This window comes from Corynebacterium sp. KPL1986, from assembly GCF_000477975.1.
Classification (GTDB): domain Bacteria; phylum Actinomycetota; class Actinomycetes; order Mycobacteriales; family Mycobacteriaceae; genus Corynebacterium; species Corynebacterium accolens.
Window position 1 is genome coordinate 1,043,296 of sequence record NZ_KI515719.1, and the last position, 20,670, is coordinate 1,063,965.

Sequence of the window (20,670 nt, forward strand, 5' to 3'; positions counted from 1 at the left end):
TTGTTTTCATTTCGCTGCGCACCTGTCCTGCCATCAAGAGTGGCTGCACCTAACGCCCTCGGCGGCTTATAAGGCTCACCAACGAGGGGTTAGTACAAGCCGAACACGGTGCGCACGGTGGAGGCAGTAAGCGAAAGAAAGGCAGCGGCAAAAACTGTAGCCGCTGCTTATCGAGTTCCCGGTACTAGCTGCGTAAAAACTAAGCTCACATCACCGTCAGCGCAGGTGCGCGGTTTCGTTCACGCTGAGTACCGCCGATGCCACCGGCGAGTTCTCGTCATAAAACTTGACGACGCCAATGCTGGCAAGATCCAAAAACAGGTGACTAAACGTCGCTGGCCCAGCATTCAACGCCTGGCGGGTCAACGATTTAATCGGATTAACGTGACTGACCACAGCGATCGTTTTACCGGGGTGCTTGGCGACGAGTTCTTTTCGGAATTCCCGTACGCGGCGGTGCACCTGTGCGAGTGATTCCCCAGCTGGCGGTGCTAGCGACGCATCGGTAATCCAGGCATCGTGCAGCGCGGCATCGTCATCCTGGGCCTGTTGGAAGGTCAGCCCCTCCCAGTCGCCAAAATCTGCCTCGATCAACGCGTCGTGCGTTTCTACCTGGGCACCGGTTTTTTCCGCGATCTTTTTCGCCGTCACCTGGCAGCGCTGCAGTGGCGAGGACACCACCAGATCAATCTCGCCGCGTTCGGCCACGGCGGCAGCCGAAGCTTCTGCTTGCTGCATGCCGGTCTCGGTCAGCTCAATATCGCTGTGCCCGCAGTACCGGTGCTCAGCGGAGTAGGTCGTTTGCCCGTGCCGCACCAGAATCAACGTGGTCGGCTGGCAGGTCGCGCCCGTCCACGAGGCATGCGAGCCGGTGCTAATTTTCGCAGCGCCAGCATCCGAAAAAGTATCGGACACGGCCTGTTCATCAGCGCCAGCGGCAGTATCACCAGTGTCAGAATCATCGCCAGAATCATCGCCGCGGTCCACCACACCCGGCGCGTGGCCGGCGGCAGCAGCATCCATAGCCTCATTCGACAGTGCATCGGCTACTTTGTTGTCGTTTCGCCGCACCCAGCTCAGGTTCACCCTTCCGAGCTGCTGCATGAGCTTCTGCGCCTGTACACCCAGCTGCTTCATGTCTGGGTGTTTGATCTTCCAGCGGCCGTTCATCTGCTCGACGACCAGCCGGGAGTCCATATAAAAGTCGACGTCATCCGCGCCCAGCTCGACTGCAGCTTCCAGCCCGCGCAACAGCCCGTGATATTCGGCGACGTTGTTGCTGGCTTTCTTGCCGACGACATAGACGATTTCGCGCAACACCGTCTCACCATCGGCGGCGTAGACGACGGTGCCAGAACCTGCGATTCCGGGATTTCCGCGCGAGCCGCCATCGGCGTAGATGATGACCTTCATGATGCCAGGCGCACCAGGTAGGAACCGCAGTCGCTGCACTGTGGCAGCTCATCGGCAGGCGCATTGCGCACGGCGTTTTTATCGGCGGGCGGCAAGACGATAAAGCAGCCACCGCAGGCCCGGTTGGCCTTAAACTGCGCGGCGCCAACGCCGTTTTCTTGCCGCTGCGCGTCGTATTCCTCGAGGACATCGGAAGGCAGCTGTTCGCGCAAATCCGCGATGCGCACGGCGGGATCGGGCTGGTTATCCGCGGCCTCTTGGGCGGCGTCGGCGGCGCGGCGCAGCATGTCCAGCTTGCGCTCGGAATCCGAGACGCGCGCGCCGTGGACGTCCAAGTTGGAGCGCAGCGCGTGGATCTCATTGTGGGCTTCTTGTAGCTCACTCATCAGATCCGCGATGCGGGACTTGGTGGCGTAGAGATCGTGCTCGATATCCTTGCGCTTTTCGGTATCCAATTCGGCACCGAGCTGGCCCTTGTCATCGCGCTCGCGCCGGCGCAGCTTGCGCTCATCGGCCTGGATGCGCAGGATTTCATTTTCCATGTCATCGACTGCCATCTGCGCGGAACCGGAGGCATCGAGCAAGCGCTTGTGTTCCTGCTGCGCCTTGTCGTATTCGACCTTTTCTGGCAGCTCTTTTTCCCCGCCAATGCCTTGCGAGCGTTCCAGGTTGGCCAATTCCAGCAGTACCGGCTGTAGTTCTTGCGATAGTTTCACTTATGACTCCTTTGGGTGCGCGGAGATAGTCCACGGATCAGTGCGCAGGCTAATAATTTCCGTATCTAGTTCTAATGCTGCTTCTACGATATCGCTTGCTTGCGCCGTCCAGGGAAACTCGCTGGCCCAGTGGGCCGTATCGATGACGGCTGGTCCCCCGGCGCGCAAATGCTCGTCCACCGGGTGGTGGCGCAGATCGGAGGTGACATAGACATCGACGCCTAACTTCGCCGCAGCCCCCAGGAAGGAATCCCCGGCACCGGACGATACCGCCACGGTGCGCACCTTTTGCTCTGGGTCGCCGGCGGCCCGGATGCCCCATGCGGTCTCCGGCAGGGCATTGGCCACCTGCTGTGTAAACGCCCGCAGGGTCATCTCGCGGGGCAGTTCGCCCACGCGCCCCAGGCCCAGCGCGGTATCAAGGTCGCCGCTTCCGGCCGTTTCCACGATGTCATAGGCGGGCACCTCATACGGGTGCGCCTCGTGCAGCTCCGCAATCAGCGTGGACCGCAGCGAGGAGGGAGCCACAAATTCCACCCGTGCCTCGTCGCCGCGGTGCAGCTTGCCGATGTCCCCTTCTACCGGGTCCGCCCCCTCTTCCGGCTGGAATTGGCCTTTGCCCGCGATATCGAAGGAGCAGTGAGAATAGGCGCCGATGTGGCCCGCGCCGGCATCGAAAAGCGCCTGCTTTACCTGCTCCGCACTGCCTACAGGGATATGCACTCCCCACTTATCGATGGTCTCTGGGGCCTCCGGCACGATGGGCCGGCCCGGAGTAATGCCCACGAGTTCCGCGAGTTTATCGTTAACTCCTGGCCGGGCCTTATCGGCATTGGTATGGGCGGCAAAAAGCGCCACGCCATTTTTAATTAGGGTGTGTACGACCTTGCCCTTGGGCGTATCGGCCGCCACTGATTCCACGCCGCGCAGGAGCAGCGGGTGGTGGACTACCAACATATCCGCGCCGAGCTCAACCGCGCGGTCCGCGACCTCTTGGGTGCAGTCCAAAGCAAAGGCAACGGTGCGCACCTCGTCTGCGGGATCGCCGCAAATAAGGCCTACGGCATCCCACTTTTCGGCCAAATGGGGCGGATAGGCCTGATCCAAAACGCGGCGCACATCGCCCACTCGCACAGCAGACATGGGGATACTCCTTTATGCTCGATTCTTGTAAATTACGCTAGTGCTATATCCTGTCTCCCGCACTACAGTACTATCTGCGCAAAGGGTTTTCGCATGACTGAATCTTCTTCTCACTCGGGTCTCTACCTCGTCTTTGTGTGCACCGGCAATATTTGCCGCTCGCCCATGGCCGAAATCATCGTTCGCGATGAAATGGAAGACGACATGCTCGATCTCCTCGCTACCGTGGATTCCTGCGGGCTCGGCGGCTGGCACGTGGGGCAAGGCGCGGATGAGCGGGCCGTGGCAGAACTGCGCCGCGCCGGGCACGATGGGGCATCCCACCGCGCATCCAAATTGGGCGAAGAGCACATGAATGCCGATCTCTTCATCGCGATGGATTCCGGGCACTATGATTCGCTCATCGATCTGGGCATCGACTCTGACAAGGTCCGCCTGATGCGCAGCTTCGATCCCAATTCCCCGGAGGGCGCCGAGGTCGCAGACCCCTACTACGGCAGCGAAGAAGACTTCGAAACCGCGCGCAAGAATATCGAAGCCGCCGTCCCCGGCCTGCTGGATTGGATTCGCGAAAACCACGACTAGACTTGGGGGCATGCTAAAGACGTTCCTCAAGCCTGGCTGGGTACTCATGCTGCTTTTCGTGGTGGCATTTTCCTACCTGGCCTTTAGTGTCCTTGCCCCGTGGCAATTGGGAAAGGACGATGACATTGTGGAGCGCAATGAAAACATCACCCACGCCTACGAGGCCGATCCGCAGCCGATTGACCAGGTCGTAGACGATGATGGGGCCATCTCTGGCGATGAATGGTCCCGCACCACTCTGAAGGGCCACTACCTGCCCGAGGATGAGGTGCTACTCCGCCTGCGCCCCGCCGGTTCCGGCCCGTCCTATCAATCCTTGGTTCCTTTCCGCACCGATGCGGGCCTGACCATGCTGATTAACCGCGGTTGGGTCAGCGCCGAGGAGGGCAATGCGGTGCCGGATATTCCGCCCGCCCCCTCCGAGGAGGTAACGATTACTGGCATGGTGCGCTCGAATGAGGCCGAGCACAAAACCGCCCCCATCACGCAGGAGGGCTACCAGCAGGTCTATTCCATCCACACCGAGCAGGTGGGCTCGCTTATCGGTGCTGACTTAGGCCAAGACTATATCCAGCTCTCCGAGGACCAGCCGGGCGTCCTCAACGCCATGCCCATCCCGCAGCTCGACCGCGGCAACCACCTTTCTTACGGCTACCAGTGGATTGCCTTTGGCATCATGGCCCCGCTGGGATTGGGCTACTTTATTTGGTCCGAGATTCGCGAGCGCCGCCGCCTGCGCGAAGAAGAAGCCGCCATGCAGGCCCTCGATGCGGATGCGGAATCGCTTGCCGATGCCCCCGCCTCCAACGGCGAACCTGGCACGGCTGCCGATGCCGATGCCGATGCCACTGGCGCTACCGATGCCAACACCGATCCCGCACCTCTCGCCACCGAGCTGCGCAACCGCTCTCGCTACGGCGATTCCAAGCCGGACCACTACGCCAAGCTGAAAAAGCGCCGCCGCGAGCGCTACTAGCCGTCTTCGTTGGCTGGCTATGGGCCCGTCTCGGGCCTACTTTCGGCCACGCATGCAAAAAGTCTCGAGTCACCGTTCTAAAAACGATGTCTCGAGACTTGAAAATGGTGCGGCCTGAGGGGATCGAACCCCCGACCTATTGGGTGTAAACCAATTGCTCTTCCAGCTGAGCTAAAGCCGCATGCGCCCTTGCGCTGTTATGTACAGTAGCGCAGGAGTGTGAAGCTACACAAATCAGCTGGTGAAGGCTATTTTTTGGTGTAGCCGCGCTGTACCAGGCAGGAACCCTGCCACTCGCCAAAGCGCTCAGCTTTGGTCTGCACCAAGCCGGCTAGCTGCGCCGATTCGGAGATGAGACCAGGCTCGACGGTGCCCGGCTTGCCGGCACCCGGAGTCAACAACCAGACGGAACCGTTGTCCGCGAGGGGGCGGCTGGCATCCACCAGGCCGTCCACGAGGTCGCCGTCTTCCTCGCGCCACCAGAGAAGGACTACATCGCACAGCTCATCATTTTCCTCTTCGAGGAAATCCTCACCGAGTACGGCTTCGATCGATTCAGAGATTGTGTTGTCACAATCCTCGTCCCAACCAAGCTCTAGAGCGATTTGCCCTTCCTTGATTCCGAGCTTGACTGCAGCGTCAGCCACTATGCATTTCCTTCCTTATCCGGTGAATTCTTACTCACGCCCGGCCCATGATTGGCACAGAGGGCGTGTGTTATTACATGTAGTTTAACGTCCCAGGCCGTCTTTTACTTGCTATAGCACCCCTTTCCCCCAATTTGCAGGCCCTTTTCTGCTCACACCGGCGCCTGTTTTGTGGGAGAACTAGCGCCGTTTAGGGGCCTACTACCCACGTTTGCACACCGGGTGAGGAAAGCAAACCGCAGGTGGTAGGGGGTGCATCGGCAAGCGCGGCGTTTTATCCGGGATAGACTCCCACTCGCGATCTGGGAACGCGTATCGTAGGAGATAAACTCTGCAGACCCTTAATTAGGAGGTTTACATGGCCGAGAAGGACCCCGCCAAGGGCGATTCCAACTTCCCGCTTATCCGCGATGGTGTTGCATCGTACCTTCACGACAGCGACCCAGAAGAAACTCGCGAGTGGATGGATTCCCTCGATGGTCTGCTGGACCATTCTGACCAAGAGCGCGCACGCTACCTGATGCTGCGCCTTCTGGAGCGCGCCACCGCAAAGCGCGTGGAGCTTCCCTCGCTGACGTCGACGGACTTCGTCAACACCATCCCCACCAACATGGAGCCAGAATTTCCTGGCGATGAAGAACTAGAAAAGCGCTACCGCCGCTGGATCCGCTGGAACGCTGCCATCATGGTGCACCGCGCGCAGCGCCCCGGCATTGGCGTCGGCGGCCACATCTCCACCTACGCGGGTGCCGCCCCGCTGTACGAGGTTGGACTCAACCACTTCTTCAAGGGCAAGGACGATCCTTCAGGCGGCGACCAGGTCTTCTTCCAAGGTCACGCCTCCCCGGGCATGTACGCCCGCGCATACATGGAAGGTCGCCTCTCTGAGGAAGACCTCGACGGCTTCCGCCAGGAAGTCTCCCTCGGTGAAGGCAAGGGTCTGCCCTCCTACCCGCACCCGCGCCTGATGCCATGGTTCTGGGAGTTCCCCACCGTGTCCATGGGCATTGGCCCGATGAACGCCATTTACCAGGCACGCTTTAATAAGTACCTGGAAACCCGCGGCATCAAGGACACCTCCAAGCAGCACGTCTGGGCATTCTTGGGCGATGGCGAAATGGACGAGCCAGAGTCCCGCGGCCTGCTGCAAACCGCTGCGCTGTACGAGCTGGATAACCTCACCTTCGTGATTAACTGCAACCTGCAGCGCCTCGACGGCCCAGTGCGCGGTAATACCCAGATCATCCAGGAGCTGGAGTCCTTCTTCCGCGGTGCCGGCTGGGACGTCATCAAGGTCATTTGGGGCCGCGGCTGGGACAAGCTGCTGGACAAGGACACCGAAGGTGCCCTCGTCAACGTCATGAACACCACCTCTGACGGTGACTACCAGACCTTCAAGGCTAATGACGGCGCTTATGTGCGCGAGCACTTCTTCGGCCGCGATGAGCGCACCGCAAAGCTGGTAGAAGACCTCTCCGATGACGAAATCTGGGCACTGCGCCGCGGCGGCCACGACTACCGCAAGGTCTACGCAGCGTATGCCCGCGCCCTGGAGAACAAGGGTTCCGGCAAGCCGACCGTCATCTTAGCCCACACCATTAAGGGCTACGGCTTGGGCCACAACTTCGAGGGCCGCAACGCTACCCACCAGATGAAGAAGCTGACGCTGGAGGATCTCAAGAACTTCCGCGATAAACAGGAAATCCCCTTCTCCGATGAAGAGCTGGAAAAGGATCCCTACCTGCCGCCGTACTACCACCCGGGCAAGGACTCCCCGGAGATCAAGTACATGCTGGAGCGCCGTAAAGAACTCGGCGGCTTCCTGCCTGAGCGTCGCACGGACTTCACCCCATTGGAAGCACCTTCCTTGGACAAGCTGCGCTCCGTGCGCAAGGGCTCTGGCAAGCAGGAAGTGGCTACCACCATGGCCTTGGTGCGCACCTTCAAGGAGGTCATGCGCAATAAGGAACTGGGCAAGCGCATCGTGCCCATCATCCCGGATGAGGCTCGTACCTTCGGCATGGACTCCTGGTTCCCCACCATGAAGATCTGGAACCCGCGCGGCCAGAACTACGTGCCGGTGGACCACGACCTGATGTTGTCCTACCGCGAGGCCACCGATGGCCAAATCATGCACGAGGGCATTTCTGAGGCCGGTGCGGCAGCATCCTTTACCGCCGCCGCTACCTCGTATGCCACCCAGGGCGAGGCCATGATCCCGCTGTACATCTTCTACTCGATGTTCGGCTTCCAGCGCACTGGCGATGCCTTCTGGGCCGCCGGCGACCAGATGGGCCGCGGCTTCATCATCGGTGCTACCGCAGGCCGCACCACCCTGACCGGTGAGGGCCTGCAGCACATGGATGGCCACTCCCCTGTCTTGGCAGCCACCAACCCTGCGGTCATTTCTTATGACCCGGCCTTCGGCTTCGAGGTTGCCCACCTGGTAGCCCGCGGTATCGAGCGCATGTACGGCGAGGACAACGAGCCGGTCATGTACTACCTCACCGTGTACAACGAGCCGGTCCACCAGCCGGCCGAACCGGAGAACTTGGATGTGGAAGGCCTACACAAGGGCATCTACCACTTCAATACCGCCGAGAAGGGTTCCACCCCGGCCAATATCCTGGCTTCGGGCGTCGGCGTGCACGAGGCTCTTCGCGCACAGGAGATGCTGGCTGAGGACTACGATGTCAAGGCATCGCTGTTCTCCGTGACCTCCTGGAATGAGCTGGCCCGCGACGGCGCTCGCCGCAATAAGGAAGCGCTGCGCAAGGGCGAGGAGCCTTCCGAGGCATTCGCTACCTCCCAGCTCAAGGACTTCGAGGGTCCATTCGTGGGCGTCTCGGACTTCACCACCGAGCTGCAGGAGCAGATCCGCCCCTACGTCCCAGGTACCTACATCACCTTGGGCGCAGACGGCTTCGGCTTCTCCGATACGCGCGAGGGTGCCCGCCGCTTCTTCAATAACGACGCGGAATCCATCGTCGTCGCAGTGCTCGATGGCCTTGCCCGCGATGGCAAGATTGAGCGCTCCGTTGTGGAAAAGGCAGCCTCCGAGCTGAAGTTGGATGACCCAACTGCACCTAATAGCGGCGAGTAATTTCGCCCCCGCCTTCACAACGGGCTTTTAATTCAGGCGCTTCCGGCTTTGTGCTGGGAGCGCCTTTATTATTTTTGCCCTATTCCCCCTACCCAGTACCGCGTGCGCCTATTTCTCCAATGCCACGCTCCAATCGCTACTACACTGGGCACTATGGCAAATGACCTCAGTGCCCAATTGCAGGCAAAGTTTCAGGGTTCTGACCCAGATAAGGACCACGACCCGGATCGGGATACGCTGGGCGAGCTCATCGCCCTCATCATCAAAGTCACCGGAACCGAGGCCGATCTTGGCAGGGACACCGCGCTTTCCGATGTCGGCGTGGAATCCCTCGAGCTTATAGAGCTCACCGTGCGTGCAGAAGAGCTCTTTAAGGTGCGGCTTACTGAGGAAACAATGCTTAATTGCGAGACCATCGGCGATATCGCTGACTATTTGGAGGACCACCAATGATTTCTTACCTATCCGATATGGACGGCGTACTCATCAAGGAAGGGGAGATGATCCCCGGCGCCGATAAATTCATTCAGGCGCTAAAAGATAATGACATTGAGTACATGGTGCTGACCAATAACTCCATGTCCACCCCGCGCGACTTGGCGGCGCGGCTGCGCAATACCGGCCTGGATATTCCGGCCGAACGCATTTGGACCTCCGCTACGGCGACGGCAAACTTCTTGGCCACCCAAGCTAGCTCCAGCAAGGCCTACGTCGTGGGAGAATCCGGCCTGACCACCGCCCTGCACGAAGCTGGCTGGATCCTCACAAATGATGACGCAGACTTCGTGGTCCTCGGTGAAACCCGCACCTACTCCTTTGAGGCGATTACCACCGCCATCAACCTCATCCGCAATGGCGCCCGCTTCATCGCCACCAACCCTGATGTTACGGGTCCCGCTCCCGAGGGCGTGCTTCCTGCAACCGGCGCTGTAGCCGCATTGATCACCGCCGCAACCCACCGCGAGCCCTACTACGTGGGAAAGCCCAACCCGGTCATGATGCGTTCGGCGCTTAACCACATCGGCGCACACTCTGAAAACACCGTCATGATCGGTGACCGCATGGATACCGACGTCAAGGCGGGCCTCGAGGCCGGCATGCGCTCCATTTTGGTGCGCTCCGGCATTTCCGATGACCGCGAAATCTCCCGCTACCCTTACCGCCCGACCGCCGTGTTTAAGTCGGTTGCAGATATTCCCGATAAGATCATGGATCCCTTCGCCGAGGAGGTATCCTAAACGGTTCCCCGCCGCGCGACCTAGCTCGTGCGGCTCGGCATACTTGGCCGCGCTCGAGCCGATTCGCTCGAGCGCCTTAGCTAAAGCGCACCGTGGCGCTAAAACCATAGCGCTGCGCAAGGTAGCACACCGCGCTTTCGAGCGCGGCAAGCTCCGCTTCGGTTCCGGTGAGCACCTGGTGGCAGCCGATACCGACGCCAGAATCCATTCCCGGGCCCGTAGCCTCACCGCGCACGAGCGCCTCCATAGAGATCTCATCGCGGTACCACCGAGTGCACCACTGGGCGGTCAGCGGGTCATCGCCTGGGACGATGAACTCCGATTCGGTGCGAATGCACCGATCCATGGCACGCTCTACTTCTGGGCGCAGCGCACGCGGCATCCCAGAAATTTTCAGCACACCAGTGACCACGACGGCCGCACCATTGCGGCTGGGCCACGTGTAGTTGGAGGCCGGTTGATCAACCGGCACTGTATTGACGCAAGTATTCATAGCCGATATCTCCCTCGACAAATCACCACTGCGATCCACACGCGTAGCGTACGGCGCAGTGCAAGACGAGCTTCGTCTTCCCCAACGAACTGTCTTTTGCGTCTGCACCCAATTTTCCTGCGCCACACCACCCTCTACAACCCTCAACTTTCACTTCAACCCCCAAGTTCTAAACCTCAACCCAAAGTCCAGACTGTGACTAAAGTGTCCAAAGAAAATGGAGTTACAACAGTGAAATTTGTGAGGTTTTCTCGCTTGAACTGTTTTTCTGAAGCGACTTCTTGACAAGAATTACGCACGGGGCAGCTACCAGCAGAAACAGTGACCTTAATGCCCACATTCAACACTTACAGAAGAAAATCGCGCCCCACCCCTCTAGGAACGAAGAGCTCCGAAAAATCCTGCCCGCAAAGACCCCTGTGGGGGTAGCCAGCCGCCATATACCCACACCCGCATCTCACCCTCTCCAGGAGCAGATCGTCACCCGCGAACAGGCAGTTAATATAAATTTAATTTAGGGTAAGAAATAGTTTGACACGATTCCTGAGCTATGCCTATACTGAGATAAATTCAAACAATCCGGTTTGAACCCATCCCCAAAAAGAAAGGTACAACCATGTCTGGTCTGTCCTCTTTGACCGATCTCGGTCTCGGTCTCCTGTCCGTCGTTTCCAGCGTCCTCTCCTACGGCGCTATGATCATCGAGCAGATCACGGGTCTGACCCTGTTCTAAATAGAACAACTTAAGCTCCCCACTCCATTGGAGTGGGGAGCTTTTCCCGTTTTCCTATTAAGGGAAATCTTCGAAGGAGCCTCTTACAGCGCCTGCCAGATCTTCGTATTGGTTTCATTCCACAGCGGTTTAGCCCAATCGCCAAACTCTCGGTCCGTCAATGCGACCATGGCGTAGTCGCCGGCCAGCCAGAGGTAGGTACCGGACATGCCGAAGTGCCCGGTGGCATCGGCAGGCAGGGCCCCCATCCAGTGGTCCTTCTCGCCGCGGATCTCAAAGCCAAGGCCCCAGGTGCAATCCTTAAAGCTCCCGTAGCCGGGCACGATGCCGCGCAAGCCACCGAAATGAACGCGGCGCATATCCGCCACGGTGCTAGGGTGCAGGAGCTGCGGGTCCTGGACCTCGGCCGCAAATGCCGCAAGGTCCTGCACGGTAGAAATAAGGCCATGCCCAGCCGAGCCCTCTAAGCGCGTGGAGGACATTCCAAGCGGCTCGCACACGCCTTCGCGCAGGTACTCCGCAAACTCGATGCCGGTGGCCTTTTCAACAATCTCTGCGGCCCATTCATAACCGGCAGAGGAATAGATGCGCCGCTCGCCTACCGGCTTTTGTTGCTCGCGCGAATCGAATTTCACACCTGAAGCGTGCGCGAGCAAGTGCTCTAGCGTCGCGCCTTCTGGCCCAGCTGGTTGTTCTATTTCCACCGCGCCTTCTTCAACCGCCAACATAATGGCGTAGGCGGAGACGAGCTTGGTTACTGATGCCACCGGAAACTCCCGGGAAACATCTCCTATTTCATCGAGAACATCGCCGCGTTTCAATAACGCGGCGGCGACATTGTCTACGGGCCACTGGCGTAAAAGTTCTAACTCGCTCATGCCCACTAGCCTACTGGGACCAAGCATGGGCATGGCTGCGGTGGGAGAAGAAGGAAGTAGTTTTTAAAGAATTAGCGGGTGACTGTTAACGATCCATGCCTGCACGATCGATATAAAAAGTGAAAGGTCCTTTTTCAAGGATATTTCGCCCCTTCCCTATCACTCGCGTTCTCTACTTCCCCCTCCTCTCTCCCTACAACTGCCGCGGACTATTTACTGGTCCGCGGCAGTCTTGTAATCAATGTAGCCGCGCTCGCCGCCGACGTAGAACGTTGCCTGGTCAGGCTCATTGAGCTCCAGGTTCTCTTCCCACCGGCGCACCAAGTCCGGGTTAGCAATGAGCTGGCGGCCCACCACAATGGCATCCACATAGTCGAGGTCCAGCTCGCGCTGTGCATCTTCCTTAGTGGTCACGGTGCCAAAACCGTCATTCATCAAAACCTTGGTTTCGCCATTGGCGCGGGCCTTCTGTGCCAAGGCCGAGATGAGCTCGCCTTCCGGCTCTGCGTGCAAGAAGGAGACATAAGCCAGGTTCAGCGGGGCGATGGCGTCCAGCAGGCCGCCGTAGGTGGCCAACATGTCTGTCTCATCGTCTTCGACAATGCCCTGTACGACGTGGGCCGGAGAAAAACGAACACCTACGCGGTCTGCACCGATTTCATCCACGACGGCACGGATCACCATCTCTGGCAAGCGCCACCGGTTTTCGGGGCTGCCGCCAAATTCATCGTCGCGCTGGTTAGCGGACGGTGCCATGAATTCGTGCAGCAGATAGCCATTCGCATTGTGGATCTCTACACCATCAACGCCCGCGTCGACGGCTCGGCGTGCAGCGGCGCGGAATTCCGCAACGATGCGCGGCAGCTCATCGGCTTCTAGTGCGCGCGGTACCGGTGCATCCATCTTGCCGGCAAAGCCGCGAACCTGGCCGTCCCAATCCAGCGCGCTCGGGGCCTCTGCCTGGGCGCCATCAATGAGATCTGGGTGGCTGGTACGGCCGCCGTGCATGATCTGCATGAACAAGACACCGCCGTTGTCGTGCACTTCGTTGGCTACCTCGCGCCAACCGGCCGCCTGCTCGTCATCGACGATGCCAGCCTGGCCAGGGAATGCGCGGTTGGTCCATGCGGGGAAGGTTCCCTCCGTCACGACGAGACCGGCGCTAGCGCGCTGGGAATAATACTTTTTGTGCAGCTCGCTAGGCACACCGCTGTGACCTGCACGCTGACGGGTCAGCGGCGCCATGGTCACGCGGTTATTCAACGTATAACGGCCAAGTTCCAAAGGTGTAAATAATGATGTCATGTCTACTGAAACAGTCCGCGGTTGAAATTTGTTCCACCTTTTATTCTGTTGTTGCCCCACCTGCGATAGAAATAATAAAGAAACTAGAGGTCACCGCACCCGTTAAAGGTCAAGGAAAAAGACACCGCCTCGGACTATGAGGCGGTGTCTATGAGCTCCTAGTAGGGATGCTTAGTGGGGTTCTGAAGGAATCGCGGTCTGCTGGCTATTCGCCGCCCCGCTATTTCCGTCTGCGCCGGAGTCTCCGTCGCCATTCCCTTGGCCATCGCCAGCATCGCCGTTTGAGTCAGCGGGCCCATCCTGACCGCTCCCGTGCCCGTCCCCGGAATTAGGCGTGGAGTTGGGCGCCTGGCTGGGATAGCTAGGAACGGTCGGCGTATTGGTGGTCGTTGGTGTTGAATCTGCGTCCGTCGGTTCCGTTGGGGTACCGGTAGTTAGAGGATCTTCTGTAGGCACAGGCTCTTCAGATTCCGATGGTGTTTCGGAGGAAGATTGCGTATCGCGATCCTTCCAATAGTCCGGCGACAGCCAGCCGGCTTCCCCTTCCTCTGGGTTGCTTGCCGCGAGGATGAGCAAGCCAACGACAAGAAGGGCCGCCACGAGGCCTGTGGTGGAGGCGCGCACGCGCCCGCCGATGGTGGAAACCTTTTGGAATTGGGTACTGGTCTGGATGGTTCGCCAGATCTTCCGGCGCGATTTCTCATCTTCTTCCGCAGCCTCTTCGCCGGCTTCATCCGTGGCTGCTTGTTCATCGACCTTGGTCTCTGCAAGTTCGACTTCTTCTGGGACCAGTTCCTCTTCCTCATTGGGGTCATCCGCAGGCGTATTGGGGCGAGAACCTTCCCCGGCATCCAAGGCGTCTTTGGCCGACTGCGCCGCGGCATGCTTTGGGTCCGCAGGTTTCTTCTTTTTCTGTTCCTGCAGCTCATCAAAGTCGATGGCGGAGCCGTAGTGGTCCCAGAATTCCGAGAGCAGCGCCGAGCGGATGGCGCGCTCCACGGACCACTGGCGGGCGGGATTCACCGTCACCATGATGCGGTAGCCCACCTGCCACGGCTGGCCGGCCACCTGCGGGCTGACCAATTGCGTGGCGGGAAGGACCGTGAGCTCGCCGGCGACGTCGACGGAGATCTCTGGGGCTTTAATGGCGTGCTGCGAAATCTCTTTGACGCGGCTCGTAATCTCCGGCAGGGACTCGCCCTCATGCACTGGGACATTGATATTGACCACCGCGCGGGACCATTCCTTGGAATAGTTGGTCACCACGCCGGCGGAGCTATTGGGGATGGTCACCAACTCACCGCTAGGGGTGCGCACCTTCGTGGTGCGCAGGGTCAGCGTCACCACATCGCCTTCCACCCCGGGAATGCCGGCAAAGGAGACGTAGTCACCCACGCCGAATTGCTTTTCCGTGAGGATGAAAAATCCAGAAAGGAAATCCGAAATCACGGACTGGGCGCCAAAACCAACCGCGGCAGACACTATCGTCGCAGGCACCGCAGCGCCCAGCGCCGGAACGCCGAGATTAGTCAGCGCGGCCGCGACCAATAGGAAGTACGCAACCGCTTGGACGATGTAGACCAAGGCCCCGGTCAGCGCCAGCCGCGCCTTCGTGGATTCTTCTTGCTCATCCAAATTATGTTCAATAATCCGGATGGCTAGGCGCCCCATGCGGGGCAAAAGAATGCCGATAATCACGAATGCGATGAGCGGCAAGCCGTGGTCAACGATGAGGCCCCACAGCTCAAAAAAGAAATACCTCAAGTTCATGGTTCGAGGATATGGCACCTAGCTGAGAAATTGATGCCAGTTTTCTGCCAGAAGTAAGAAGGCGGGAGTGGGAAGATGGGGGCATCGGCAAGCAGAGGCCTGGGAGGCTAGTCGCGCGATTGGTAGCGGTCCATCAGGCGATCAATCAGCTCATCAGTAAGCTTGTCATCTTCCAAAATCGTATCGAGCAGGCGCTGGGATTCCTCGCTAGAGGTCTGCTCCTCTTCCTCATAGGAATCGCCGCTAAAGTCCACGCCAAAGTCCATGTCCTCGGACTCCGCTGGCGCCGTGCTGAACTGATCGACGTCTGATTCGAAAGACTGCAAAAACTCGCTGGCCTCTTCCGCCGCATCCTGGCGGCGCTTGCCGGAACGCACTTCCTTTTCGATGCGCCGCTGCAGCGCCTCCTCCATCTGCCGGTGGCGCCAGGAGCGCACGCGGTGTGGCTCCAGCTTGCGCCCAACCGCCCGGCTCTTGTTTTCTGCCTTCTTCGCCAGCACCTTGACCTGTGCGGCCGTATCATTAATCGGCGCCCACTCCTGGTTCGCGGGCACGCGCCAACCGGCCCAAATGCCCAGCAGCGCCAAGAAAATAGAGACCAACGGGCCCACAATCATGCCGACGGCCAACATATCGAAGTGGTTTCCCACCAGCACGATCACCGCACAAGCGATGGCCGGAATTACCGTCGGCTGATTATCGCCAAAGACCGCGGGCTCGCGCCCCATAGCAATATCACGAATCATGGAACCGCCAGTAGCGGTAAACACACCCATCATGATGCACGGAATCGGCGGAAGCCCATAGGTAATGGCCTTCACGGCGCCGGTGCCGGCCCATAGGCCGGAAACCACGGCATCGCCATGCGCCTGGATATAATCCCAGGTCTTGCCCTTAAAGTAGACAAAGCGCGCAATCAACGCGCCAGTAAACGCCAGGTACAGGTACTCCGGCTCGCTCATCGCCGCCACGGTGCCGCGATTAATAAGTACATCGCGCACCATGCCCCCGCCCAGGGAAGAAAACATCGCGATGAAGAAAAACCCGATGATGTCGTACCCGCGCTTGCGCGCAATGGTGCCGCCGATAATTCCCATCAGCAATACACCGCTGACATCGGACCAGCGATAGAGGGATTCAATGAGCGGATCTACTTCTGTCATGCCGTTTATTAGACTGCACTGCTCACCCGCGCGCAATTCGCCTGCCCACATGCGCTGCGGTGCTACACTTTTCCTGTTCTAATGCCCCTTCTATCTCTGCCGATATTCCGCATGAAAAAGATTCTCTCGCTCTTGCCGGCGCTCCTGCTGGTTGGGTGCTCGTCCACCCCCGCTGACGACGAGCCCAGCTTCACCGATACCAGCCCGCACAGCACCAGTTCAGACAGCGGTGCGCTTGCCGATGCCGACGCCGATACTGATTCCGCGCCTTCCAAGCCTTCCAAGCAGCAGAAAGCGGAGAAAGACAATGATTCCGCACTCGCTGCGCAGGTAGGCGGCATGTGCGGCATCCGCGACTACGCACAAATCATCGCCGACGATGCCACCGATTGCGCCTTTGCCCTGGACATTTATAAGCACGCAATGGATGCCACATACAGGCTCGAAACCCCTGATCCAACCGTTACTGAAGCCTGGCAGAGCGACATTACTGTAAAGAACCCGAGCTCTGGTGAGAGCTACGATCTCCACTGCATCATGGCCACGAATCAAAAATCCGTCCATTGCAGGTCCCAAGAAGACGAGAATATCGGCACCCGCATCGAGCTGACCGCCAGGCCGATTTTCTCCGAGCGCGTGCGCACCGAATACTAAAAAGGAAGCGCCAGCATTGCTTGCCGACGCCTCCTTCTACCGTGGGGCCACCGGGGCTCGAACCCGGGACCGACGGATTATGAGTCCGGAGCTCTAACCGACTGAGCTATAGCCCCACACGGATGCCATGTCGTACAATACGACACTCCGCTCCCAAAAGATTAGTCAATAGCTCGCGAAAGACCAATTCCCTCATCTCTCCCGCTCTGACCCCCTCTTCACCCCCTTAGGGTAAAACTTTTATATGCGAAAGCTATTGCCTTCTCTCGTTCTTACGTCTGTCCTCGTCCTCACAGCGTGCTCGAGTCCTGATGATGACAAAGACGCAGCACAACAAGGCCAGCAGGCTGAACCCGCTGAATCGCAATCCCAATCCGTGATCGGTACATGGAAGCAGGAGGACAGCGCTTCCGAAGATGGCTGGATGGAGCCAGCATTGCTGATGGCGTCATCACTGTGGAATGGACGTTTGATAATGGCAAGAATCGCTCGATCTACTGGATACGATCCAGATCTCACCGATTCCCTACTTGAGAAGATCAAGCAAGGCGGTACCGCTTCAGGCGCAGTCGCCTACGAACTCGATGATGAAGCCACCCCAGTAGAGCTTGTAGCTACAGACAATTTTGGCCAAAGCGAAAATGGCCGCCAAAAGTTTGAGCTGGACTCTTCTGACAAGAAGTAGGCATTTCCATTTACCTTCCTTCTCCCGCGCTTTAAAATAAAGAGTGATTTTTCTTCATAACCCCTAACTATGTGACGGGAGAAATAAATGGCTACAGTGGACTCTTTGCTGGTGCCGGGTGCTGTGGATCTTCACGGCGCTGCCAGTGACTGGAGGGAGGCAATCCGACTGTCGGGCAGACTTTTGGAAAAGGCTGGCACAGTAACTTCTGATTACACGGAATCCATGATCCAATCTGTCGAGGACAATGGGCCCTATATCGTAGTCGCGCCCGGGCTCGCTTTCGCACACGCGCGCCCATCAGAGGCGGTAAAAGAAACCTCACTGTCGTGGGTACGGCTTTCAGAGCCAGTGGAATTTCACCATGCTTCCAACGATCCCGTACATCTAGTAGTTGGGTGCGCGGCCAAGAGCTCCTCGGAGCATGTGGAAGCGATGAAACAGCTAGCTAGGCTTTTGGCGACTAAACGCGAAGATCTTGACCGCGCAGAGACTGAAGAACAGCTACGGAAGGTCATCACTTCAGATACCCCAACTCAAAAACCTTCCTCTGCTCCAAGTGGTACTACTTCCGCGGCGACAGCCTCTTCAGGAACCACCCACGAAACCGCAGAGGACTCCGTGGCATCCAAAGGAAAGATTCTAACCGTATGTGGCAACGGGCTGGGAACCTCGCTTTTTCTCAAAAATACATTGGAGCAGGTCTTGGATGAATGGGGCTGGGGTCCCTACCTCAACGTAGAGGCGACAGACACCATTTCGGCGAAGGGCCGCGCTAGCGAAGCCGACTTTTTGCTCACCTCGGGTGAAATCGCTGCCACGCTGGGCGATGTCGGCGTTCCCGTGTACGTCATCCAAAATTTCACTTCCACTTCCGAACTTGATGCGGCTCTTCGCGAGCTCTATGACATTTAAGGAATAACGCATGGATATTCTTCTGGCCATAGCCAACTTTCTCGTCAACGAAATCCTCGCTGTACCTGCTTTTCTCATCGGCATCATCACCGCCGTCGGCTTAGGTGCCATGGGGCGCGGCGCCGGCAAGACCATCGGCGGCGCGATTAAAGCCACGCTGGGTTTCCTCCTTATCGGCGCCGGTGCTGGCCTAGTATCCGATTCGCTAGAACCGCTGGGTGCCATGATCACCGGCGCGACGGGTGCACAGGGAGTGGTGCCGACTAATGAAGCCATTGTCGGTATCGCCCAAGATAGCTTCGGCAGCCAAGTCGCCTGGATCATGATTTTGGGGTTTGTTGTCTCCCTCATCTTGGCCCGTATTACACCGCTTAGTTATGTCTTCCTCACTGGCCACCACGTACTTTTCATGGCCACGTTGCTGACGATGGTGCTCGTTGCCACTGGATATCCTTCGTGGGTCATCATTGCCTTTGGTGCGGGACTGCTTGGCATTTTGATGGTGTCTTTGCCCGCTATAGCCCACCCCTTTACCCGCCGCATTACCGGCGATGATTCCGTGGCAATTGGGCATTTTGGCACGGCTGGGTACTTGGTCGCAGGTGGCGTCGGCAAGGCCGTAGGCGGTAAGGGCGACAAGATGTCGCCTTCGTCGGAGGATCTCAAGCTCCCGGAGGGCTTGCGCTTCCTGCGCGATTCGATGGTGGCGACGGCCCTTTCCATGGCACTGATGTACCTCGTGCTCGCCGTATTATTTATTGCGCGCGCAGGCTCCGATGAGGCTTTCACGGCCTTCCCGGATGGCGCCACCGATGTGGGCAATTACCTCATGCAATCCATAACGCAGGGCCTACAGTTTGGCGTGGCCGTTGCTGTCATTCTTTTCGGTGTCCGCACCATTTTGGGTGAGCTTGTCCCCGCCTTCCAAGGGATCGCGGCAAGAGTAGTTCCCGGCGCGATCCCAGCGCTCGATGCCCCGATTGTCTTCCCTTACGCTCAAAATGCCGTACTTATTGGGTTCATTTTCTCCTTCACCGGCGGGCTCGTCGGCTTAGCTGTGCTATCGCTATGGCTCAACCCAGCTTTTGGCGTCGCCCTCATTTTGCCGGGCCTCGTGCCCCACTTTTTCACTGGTGGTGCGGCCGGCGTGTACGGCAATGCCACCGGCGGGCGCCGTGGAGCGGCTTTGGGTTCCTTTGCCAATGGCTTGCTCATTACTTTCCTGCCCGCCTTCCTGCTTAGCGTGCTGGGATCTTTCGGCGACGCCCACACCACCTTTGGCGACGCCGATTTTGGCTGGCTTGGCCTGCTTCTCGGCTGGTCCATCCAGGCCGGCGGTGCATGGAGCGGTATCTTCATCGCAGTGATTGGCTTGGTCATCCTCGCGGTGGGTTGGGTATGCCAGCGCAAGCTTGTCGATACCCACTGGGATCCGGCACCCCATCGACCTTCTCCGGCAAAGACGGCCGACGTAGTCGGTGCCACCGCGCCCACCACTGGCGGTACCGCCGAGAGTGCTGGGAAATCCAGCCAATCCAAGCGCTACCCCAAGGTACTTCCCCCGGAAGGAGCACCCACTCCTCCGGCACGGGTTGAGTAGGCCTGCGGCGCACACTTGAGACGTTCCACCTTGTCCTAGCGTGCCCTTTCACTTCTTAGGTCGTTGACCTGGAAAAACACCGTTAGCAATTCTGAGTACAATCGGCGACTGTACTCACTACTAGTACGAAAATGACTTTAGAAAAGGAGTAATCATGGACGCCCTTTACGCCACTGAAGCACTCGCTACCGGAGAAGGCCGCGACGGCCGCGCCGTAGTGCAAAATTCTGACCTTGACTTCAAGATGGCCACTCCGAAGGAAATGGGCGGCGATAGCAACGGCGCCAACCCAGAGCAGCTGTTCGCCGCTGGTTATGCCGCGTGCTTCCACTCTGCCCTGCAGGCGGTAGCTCGCAGCGAGAAGACTGAGTTGGGCGATTCCTCCGTGGGCGCCCGCGTGTCCATTGGCAAGGAGGGCGAAGGCTTCAAGCTCGCCGTTGAGCTCGAGGTCATTATCCCCGCCCAGGAACACGACAAGGCACAAGAGCTTGCCGATGCCGCCCACCAGGTCTGCCCCTACTCCAATGCCACCCGCGGCAATATTGACGTCAACGTCACCGTTGCGCAGGACTAAGAAGGACTAATACAGTTTCTTACTCCTCGGCCCGCAAGGGCCACCATGCACGGGCGGATCCATCGATTCGAATAAGTGA

19 protein-coding genes and 2 tRNA genes are annotated in these 20,670 nt (G+C 58.7%); 10 read left to right on the top strand and 11 right to left on the bottom strand.

The genetic code is table 11. The annotated features are described in order from the left end of the window. Nucleotides 1-216 precede the first annotated feature (216 nt). The 3 genes from HMPREF1287_RS04830 to HMPREF1287_RS04840 are packed head-to-tail and all read right to left on the bottom strand — an operon-like array spanning nt 217 to nt 3,272. Nucleotides 217-1,413 carry a bifunctional RNase H/acid phosphatase gene (locus HMPREF1287_RS04830; protein ID WP_023017185.1) on the bottom strand — a complete coding sequence of 399 codons (1,197 nt, stop codon included), beginning with the start codon at nt 1,411-1,413 and terminating at the stop codon, nt 217-219. After that, nucleotides 1,410-2,129 (bottom strand): zinc ribbon domain-containing protein, encoded by a 720-nt coding sequence (locus tag HMPREF1287_RS04835; RefSeq protein ID WP_023017184.1) that lies wholly within the window; start codon nt 2,127-2,129, stop codon nt 1,410-1,412. Before HMPREF1287_RS04835 ends, HMPREF1287_RS04830 begins: the two co-directional genes overlap by 4 nt. Next, nucleotides 2,130-3,272, bottom strand: a complete 1,143-nt coding sequence (locus HMPREF1287_RS04840; protein WP_023017183.1) for a Nif3-like dinuclear metal center hexameric protein — start codon at nt 3,270-3,272, stop codon at nt 2,130-2,132. Nucleotides 3,273-3,365: 93 nt separating this feature from the next. Here HMPREF1287_RS04840 and HMPREF1287_RS04845 point away from each other — a divergent pair, with 93 nt between their 5' ends. Both HMPREF1287_RS04845 and HMPREF1287_RS04850 read left to right on the top strand, forming a co-directional pair. Then, nucleotides 3,366-3,857 carry a low molecular weight protein-tyrosine-phosphatase gene (locus HMPREF1287_RS04845; protein ID WP_023017182.1) on the top strand — a complete coding sequence of 164 codons (492 nt, stop codon included), beginning with the start codon at nt 3,366-3,368 and terminating at the stop codon, nt 3,855-3,857. Between the two features lie 10 nt (nt 3,858-3,867). Continuing rightward, the gene (locus tag HMPREF1287_RS04850; protein ID WP_023017181.1) at nt 3,868-4,833 is read left to right on the top strand and encodes an SURF1 family protein; all 966 of its coding nucleotides are present in this window, start codon (nt 3,868-3,870) and stop codon (nt 4,831-4,833) included. Nucleotides 4,834-4,938: 105 nt separating this feature from the next. Here the strand turns inward: HMPREF1287_RS04850 and HMPREF1287_RS04855 are convergent. Beyond that, nucleotides 4,939-5,014 (bottom strand) — tRNA-Val (locus tag HMPREF1287_RS04855). 67 nt (nt 5,015-5,081) lie between these two features. After that, nucleotides 5,082-5,480: a DUF3052 domain-containing protein gene (locus tag HMPREF1287_RS04860; protein WP_005278208.1), complete on the bottom strand. Its 399-nt coding sequence runs from the start codon at nt 5,478-5,480 to the stop codon at nt 5,082-5,084. Between the two features lie 358 nt (nt 5,481-5,838). Between HMPREF1287_RS04860 and aceE the strand changes: the two genes are divergently transcribed. The 3 genes from aceE to HMPREF1287_RS04875 all read left to right on the top strand — a co-directional run bounded on the left by aceE (nt 5,839) and on the right by HMPREF1287_RS04875 (nt 9,821). Beyond that, nucleotides 5,839-8,583 carry a pyruvate dehydrogenase (acetyl-transferring), homodimeric type gene (gene aceE / locus HMPREF1287_RS04865; RefSeq protein WP_023017180.1) on the top strand — a complete coding sequence of 915 codons (2,745 nt, stop codon included), beginning with the start codon at nt 5,839-5,841 and terminating at the stop codon, nt 8,581-8,583. Between the two features lie 153 nt (nt 8,584-8,736). Beyond that, the gene (locus tag HMPREF1287_RS04870) at nt 8,737-9,036 is read left to right on the top strand and encodes an acyl carrier protein (RefSeq protein ID WP_023017179.1); all 300 of its coding nucleotides are present in this window, start codon (nt 8,737-8,739) and stop codon (nt 9,034-9,036) included. Next, complete coding sequence (locus HMPREF1287_RS04875) at nt 9,033-9,821, top strand: HAD-IIA family hydrolase (RefSeq protein ID WP_023017178.1); 789 nt, start codon at nt 9,033-9,035, stop codon at nt 9,819-9,821. Before HMPREF1287_RS04870 ends, HMPREF1287_RS04875 begins: the two co-directional genes overlap by 4 nt. Nucleotides 9,822-9,897: 76 nt before the next feature. On the opposite strand, the gene HMPREF1287_RS04880 is transcribed toward HMPREF1287_RS04875, so the two are convergent. The 5 genes from HMPREF1287_RS04880 to HMPREF1287_RS04900 form a co-directional block, all read right to left on the bottom strand. Then, nucleotides 9,898-10,314 (bottom strand): hypothetical protein, encoded by a 417-nt coding sequence (locus HMPREF1287_RS04880; protein WP_023017177.1) that lies wholly within the window; start codon nt 10,312-10,314, stop codon nt 9,898-9,900. Nucleotides 10,315-11,130: 816 nt separating this feature from the next. After that, the gene (locus HMPREF1287_RS04885) at nt 11,131-11,925 is read right to left on the bottom strand and encodes a serine hydrolase (RefSeq protein ID WP_034654146.1); all 795 of its coding nucleotides are present in this window, start codon (nt 11,923-11,925) and stop codon (nt 11,131-11,133) included. A gap of 213 nt (nt 11,926-12,138) precedes the next feature. After that, entirely contained in the window at nt 12,139-13,230 is a 1,092-nt protein-coding gene (locus tag HMPREF1287_RS04890; RefSeq protein ID WP_023017174.1) for an alkene reductase, read from the bottom strand. 171 nt (nt 13,231-13,401) lie between these two features. Then, nucleotides 13,402-15,000 (bottom strand): mechanosensitive ion channel family protein, encoded by a 1,599-nt coding sequence (locus HMPREF1287_RS04895; RefSeq protein ID WP_023017173.1) that lies wholly within the window; start codon nt 14,998-15,000, stop codon nt 13,402-13,404. A gap of 107 nt (nt 15,001-15,107) precedes the next feature. After that, entirely contained in the window at nt 15,108-16,163 is a 1,056-nt protein-coding gene (locus HMPREF1287_RS04900; protein WP_034654286.1) for a trimeric intracellular cation channel family protein, read from the bottom strand. 81 nt (nt 16,164-16,244) lie between these two features. Here HMPREF1287_RS04900 and HMPREF1287_RS04905 point away from each other — a divergent pair, with 81 nt between their 5' ends. Beyond that, complete coding sequence (locus HMPREF1287_RS04905) at nt 16,245-16,817, top strand: hypothetical protein (RefSeq protein WP_156905098.1); 573 nt, start codon at nt 16,245-16,247, stop codon at nt 16,815-16,817. Nucleotides 16,818-16,859: 42 nt separating this feature from the next. Here HMPREF1287_RS04905 and HMPREF1287_RS04910 read toward each other — a convergent pair. Next, nucleotides 16,860-16,933 (bottom strand) — tRNA-Ile (locus HMPREF1287_RS04910). Between the two features lie 359 nt (nt 16,934-17,292). Here HMPREF1287_RS04910 and HMPREF1287_RS12690 point away from each other — a divergent pair. From HMPREF1287_RS12690 to HMPREF1287_RS04930, 4 genes are all read left to right on the top strand, one after another. Further along, the gene (locus HMPREF1287_RS12690) at nt 17,293-17,502 is read left to right on the top strand and encodes a DUF5067 domain-containing protein (RefSeq protein ID WP_034654149.1); all 210 of its coding nucleotides are present in this window, start codon (nt 17,293-17,295) and stop codon (nt 17,500-17,502) included. Between the two features lie 87 nt (nt 17,503-17,589). After that, entirely contained in the window at nt 17,590-18,417 is an 828-nt protein-coding gene (locus HMPREF1287_RS04920) for a PTS sugar transporter subunit IIA (protein ID WP_023017169.1), read from the top strand. Between the two features lie 10 nt (nt 18,418-18,427). Next, complete coding sequence (locus HMPREF1287_RS04925; RefSeq protein WP_023017168.1) at nt 18,428-20,017, top strand: PTS ascorbate transporter subunit IIC; 1,590 nt, start codon at nt 18,428-18,430, stop codon at nt 20,015-20,017. 154 nt (nt 20,018-20,171) lie between these two features. Continuing rightward, nucleotides 20,172-20,591, top strand: a complete 420-nt coding sequence (locus HMPREF1287_RS04930; protein ID WP_023017167.1) for an organic hydroperoxide resistance protein — start codon at nt 20,172-20,174, stop codon at nt 20,589-20,591. Nucleotides 20,592-20,670 lie beyond the last annotated feature (79 nt).

Coding starts and splice junctions, on each gene's coding strand:
- HMPREF1287_RS04830 (WP_023017185.1), bottom strand. CDS start 1,413: ATGAAGGTCATCATCTACGCCGATGGCGGCTCGCGCGGAAATCCCGGA.
- HMPREF1287_RS04840 (WP_023017183.1), bottom strand. CDS start 3,272: ATGTCTGCTGTGCGAGTGGGCGATGTGCGCCGCGTTTTGGATCAGGCC.
- HMPREF1287_RS04845 (WP_023017182.1), top strand. CDS start 3,366: ATGACTGAATCTTCTTCTCACTCGGGTCTCTACCTCGTCTTTGTGTGC.
- HMPREF1287_RS04850 (WP_023017181.1), top strand. CDS start 3,868: ATGCTAAAGACGTTCCTCAAGCCTGGCTGGGTACTCATGCTGCTTTTC.
- aceE (WP_023017180.1), top strand. CDS start 5,839: ATGGCCGAGAAGGACCCCGCCAAGGGCGATTCCAACTTCCCGCTTATC.
- HMPREF1287_RS04870 (WP_023017179.1), top strand. CDS start 8,737: ATGGCAAATGACCTCAGTGCCCAATTGCAGGCAAAGTTTCAGGGTTCT.
- HMPREF1287_RS04875 (WP_023017178.1), top strand. CDS start 9,033: ATGATTTCTTACCTATCCGATATGGACGGCGTACTCATCAAGGAAGGG.
- HMPREF1287_RS04880 (WP_023017177.1), bottom strand. CDS start 10,314: ATGAATACTTGCGTCAATACAGTGCCGGTTGATCAACCGGCCTCCAAC.
- HMPREF1287_RS04885 (WP_034654146.1), bottom strand. CDS start 11,925: ATGAGCGAGTTAGAACTTTTACGCCAGTGGCCCGTAGACAATGTCGCC.
- HMPREF1287_RS04890 (WP_023017174.1), bottom strand. CDS start 13,230: ATGACATCATTATTTACACCTTTGGAACTTGGCCGTTATACGTTGAAT.
- HMPREF1287_RS04895 (WP_023017173.1), bottom strand. CDS start 15,000: ATGAACTTGAGGTATTTCTTTTTTGAGCTGTGGGGCCTCATCGTTGAC.
- HMPREF1287_RS04900 (WP_034654286.1), bottom strand. CDS start 16,163: ATGACAGAAGTAGATCCGCTCATTGAATCCCTCTATCGCTGGTCCGAT.
- HMPREF1287_RS04905 (WP_156905098.1), top strand. CDS start 16,245: ATGCCCCTTCTATCTCTGCCGATATTCCGCATGAAAAAGATTCTCTCG.
- HMPREF1287_RS12690 (WP_034654149.1), top strand. CDS start 17,293: ATGGCAAGAATCGCTCGATCTACTGGATACGATCCAGATCTCACCGAT.
- HMPREF1287_RS04920 (WP_023017169.1), top strand. CDS start 17,590: ATGGCTACAGTGGACTCTTTGCTGGTGCCGGGTGCTGTGGATCTTCAC.
- HMPREF1287_RS04925 (WP_023017168.1), top strand. CDS start 18,428: ATGGATATTCTTCTGGCCATAGCCAACTTTCTCGTCAACGAAATCCTC.
- HMPREF1287_RS04930 (WP_023017167.1), top strand. CDS start 20,172: ATGGACGCCCTTTACGCCACTGAAGCACTCGCTACCGGAGAAGGCCGC.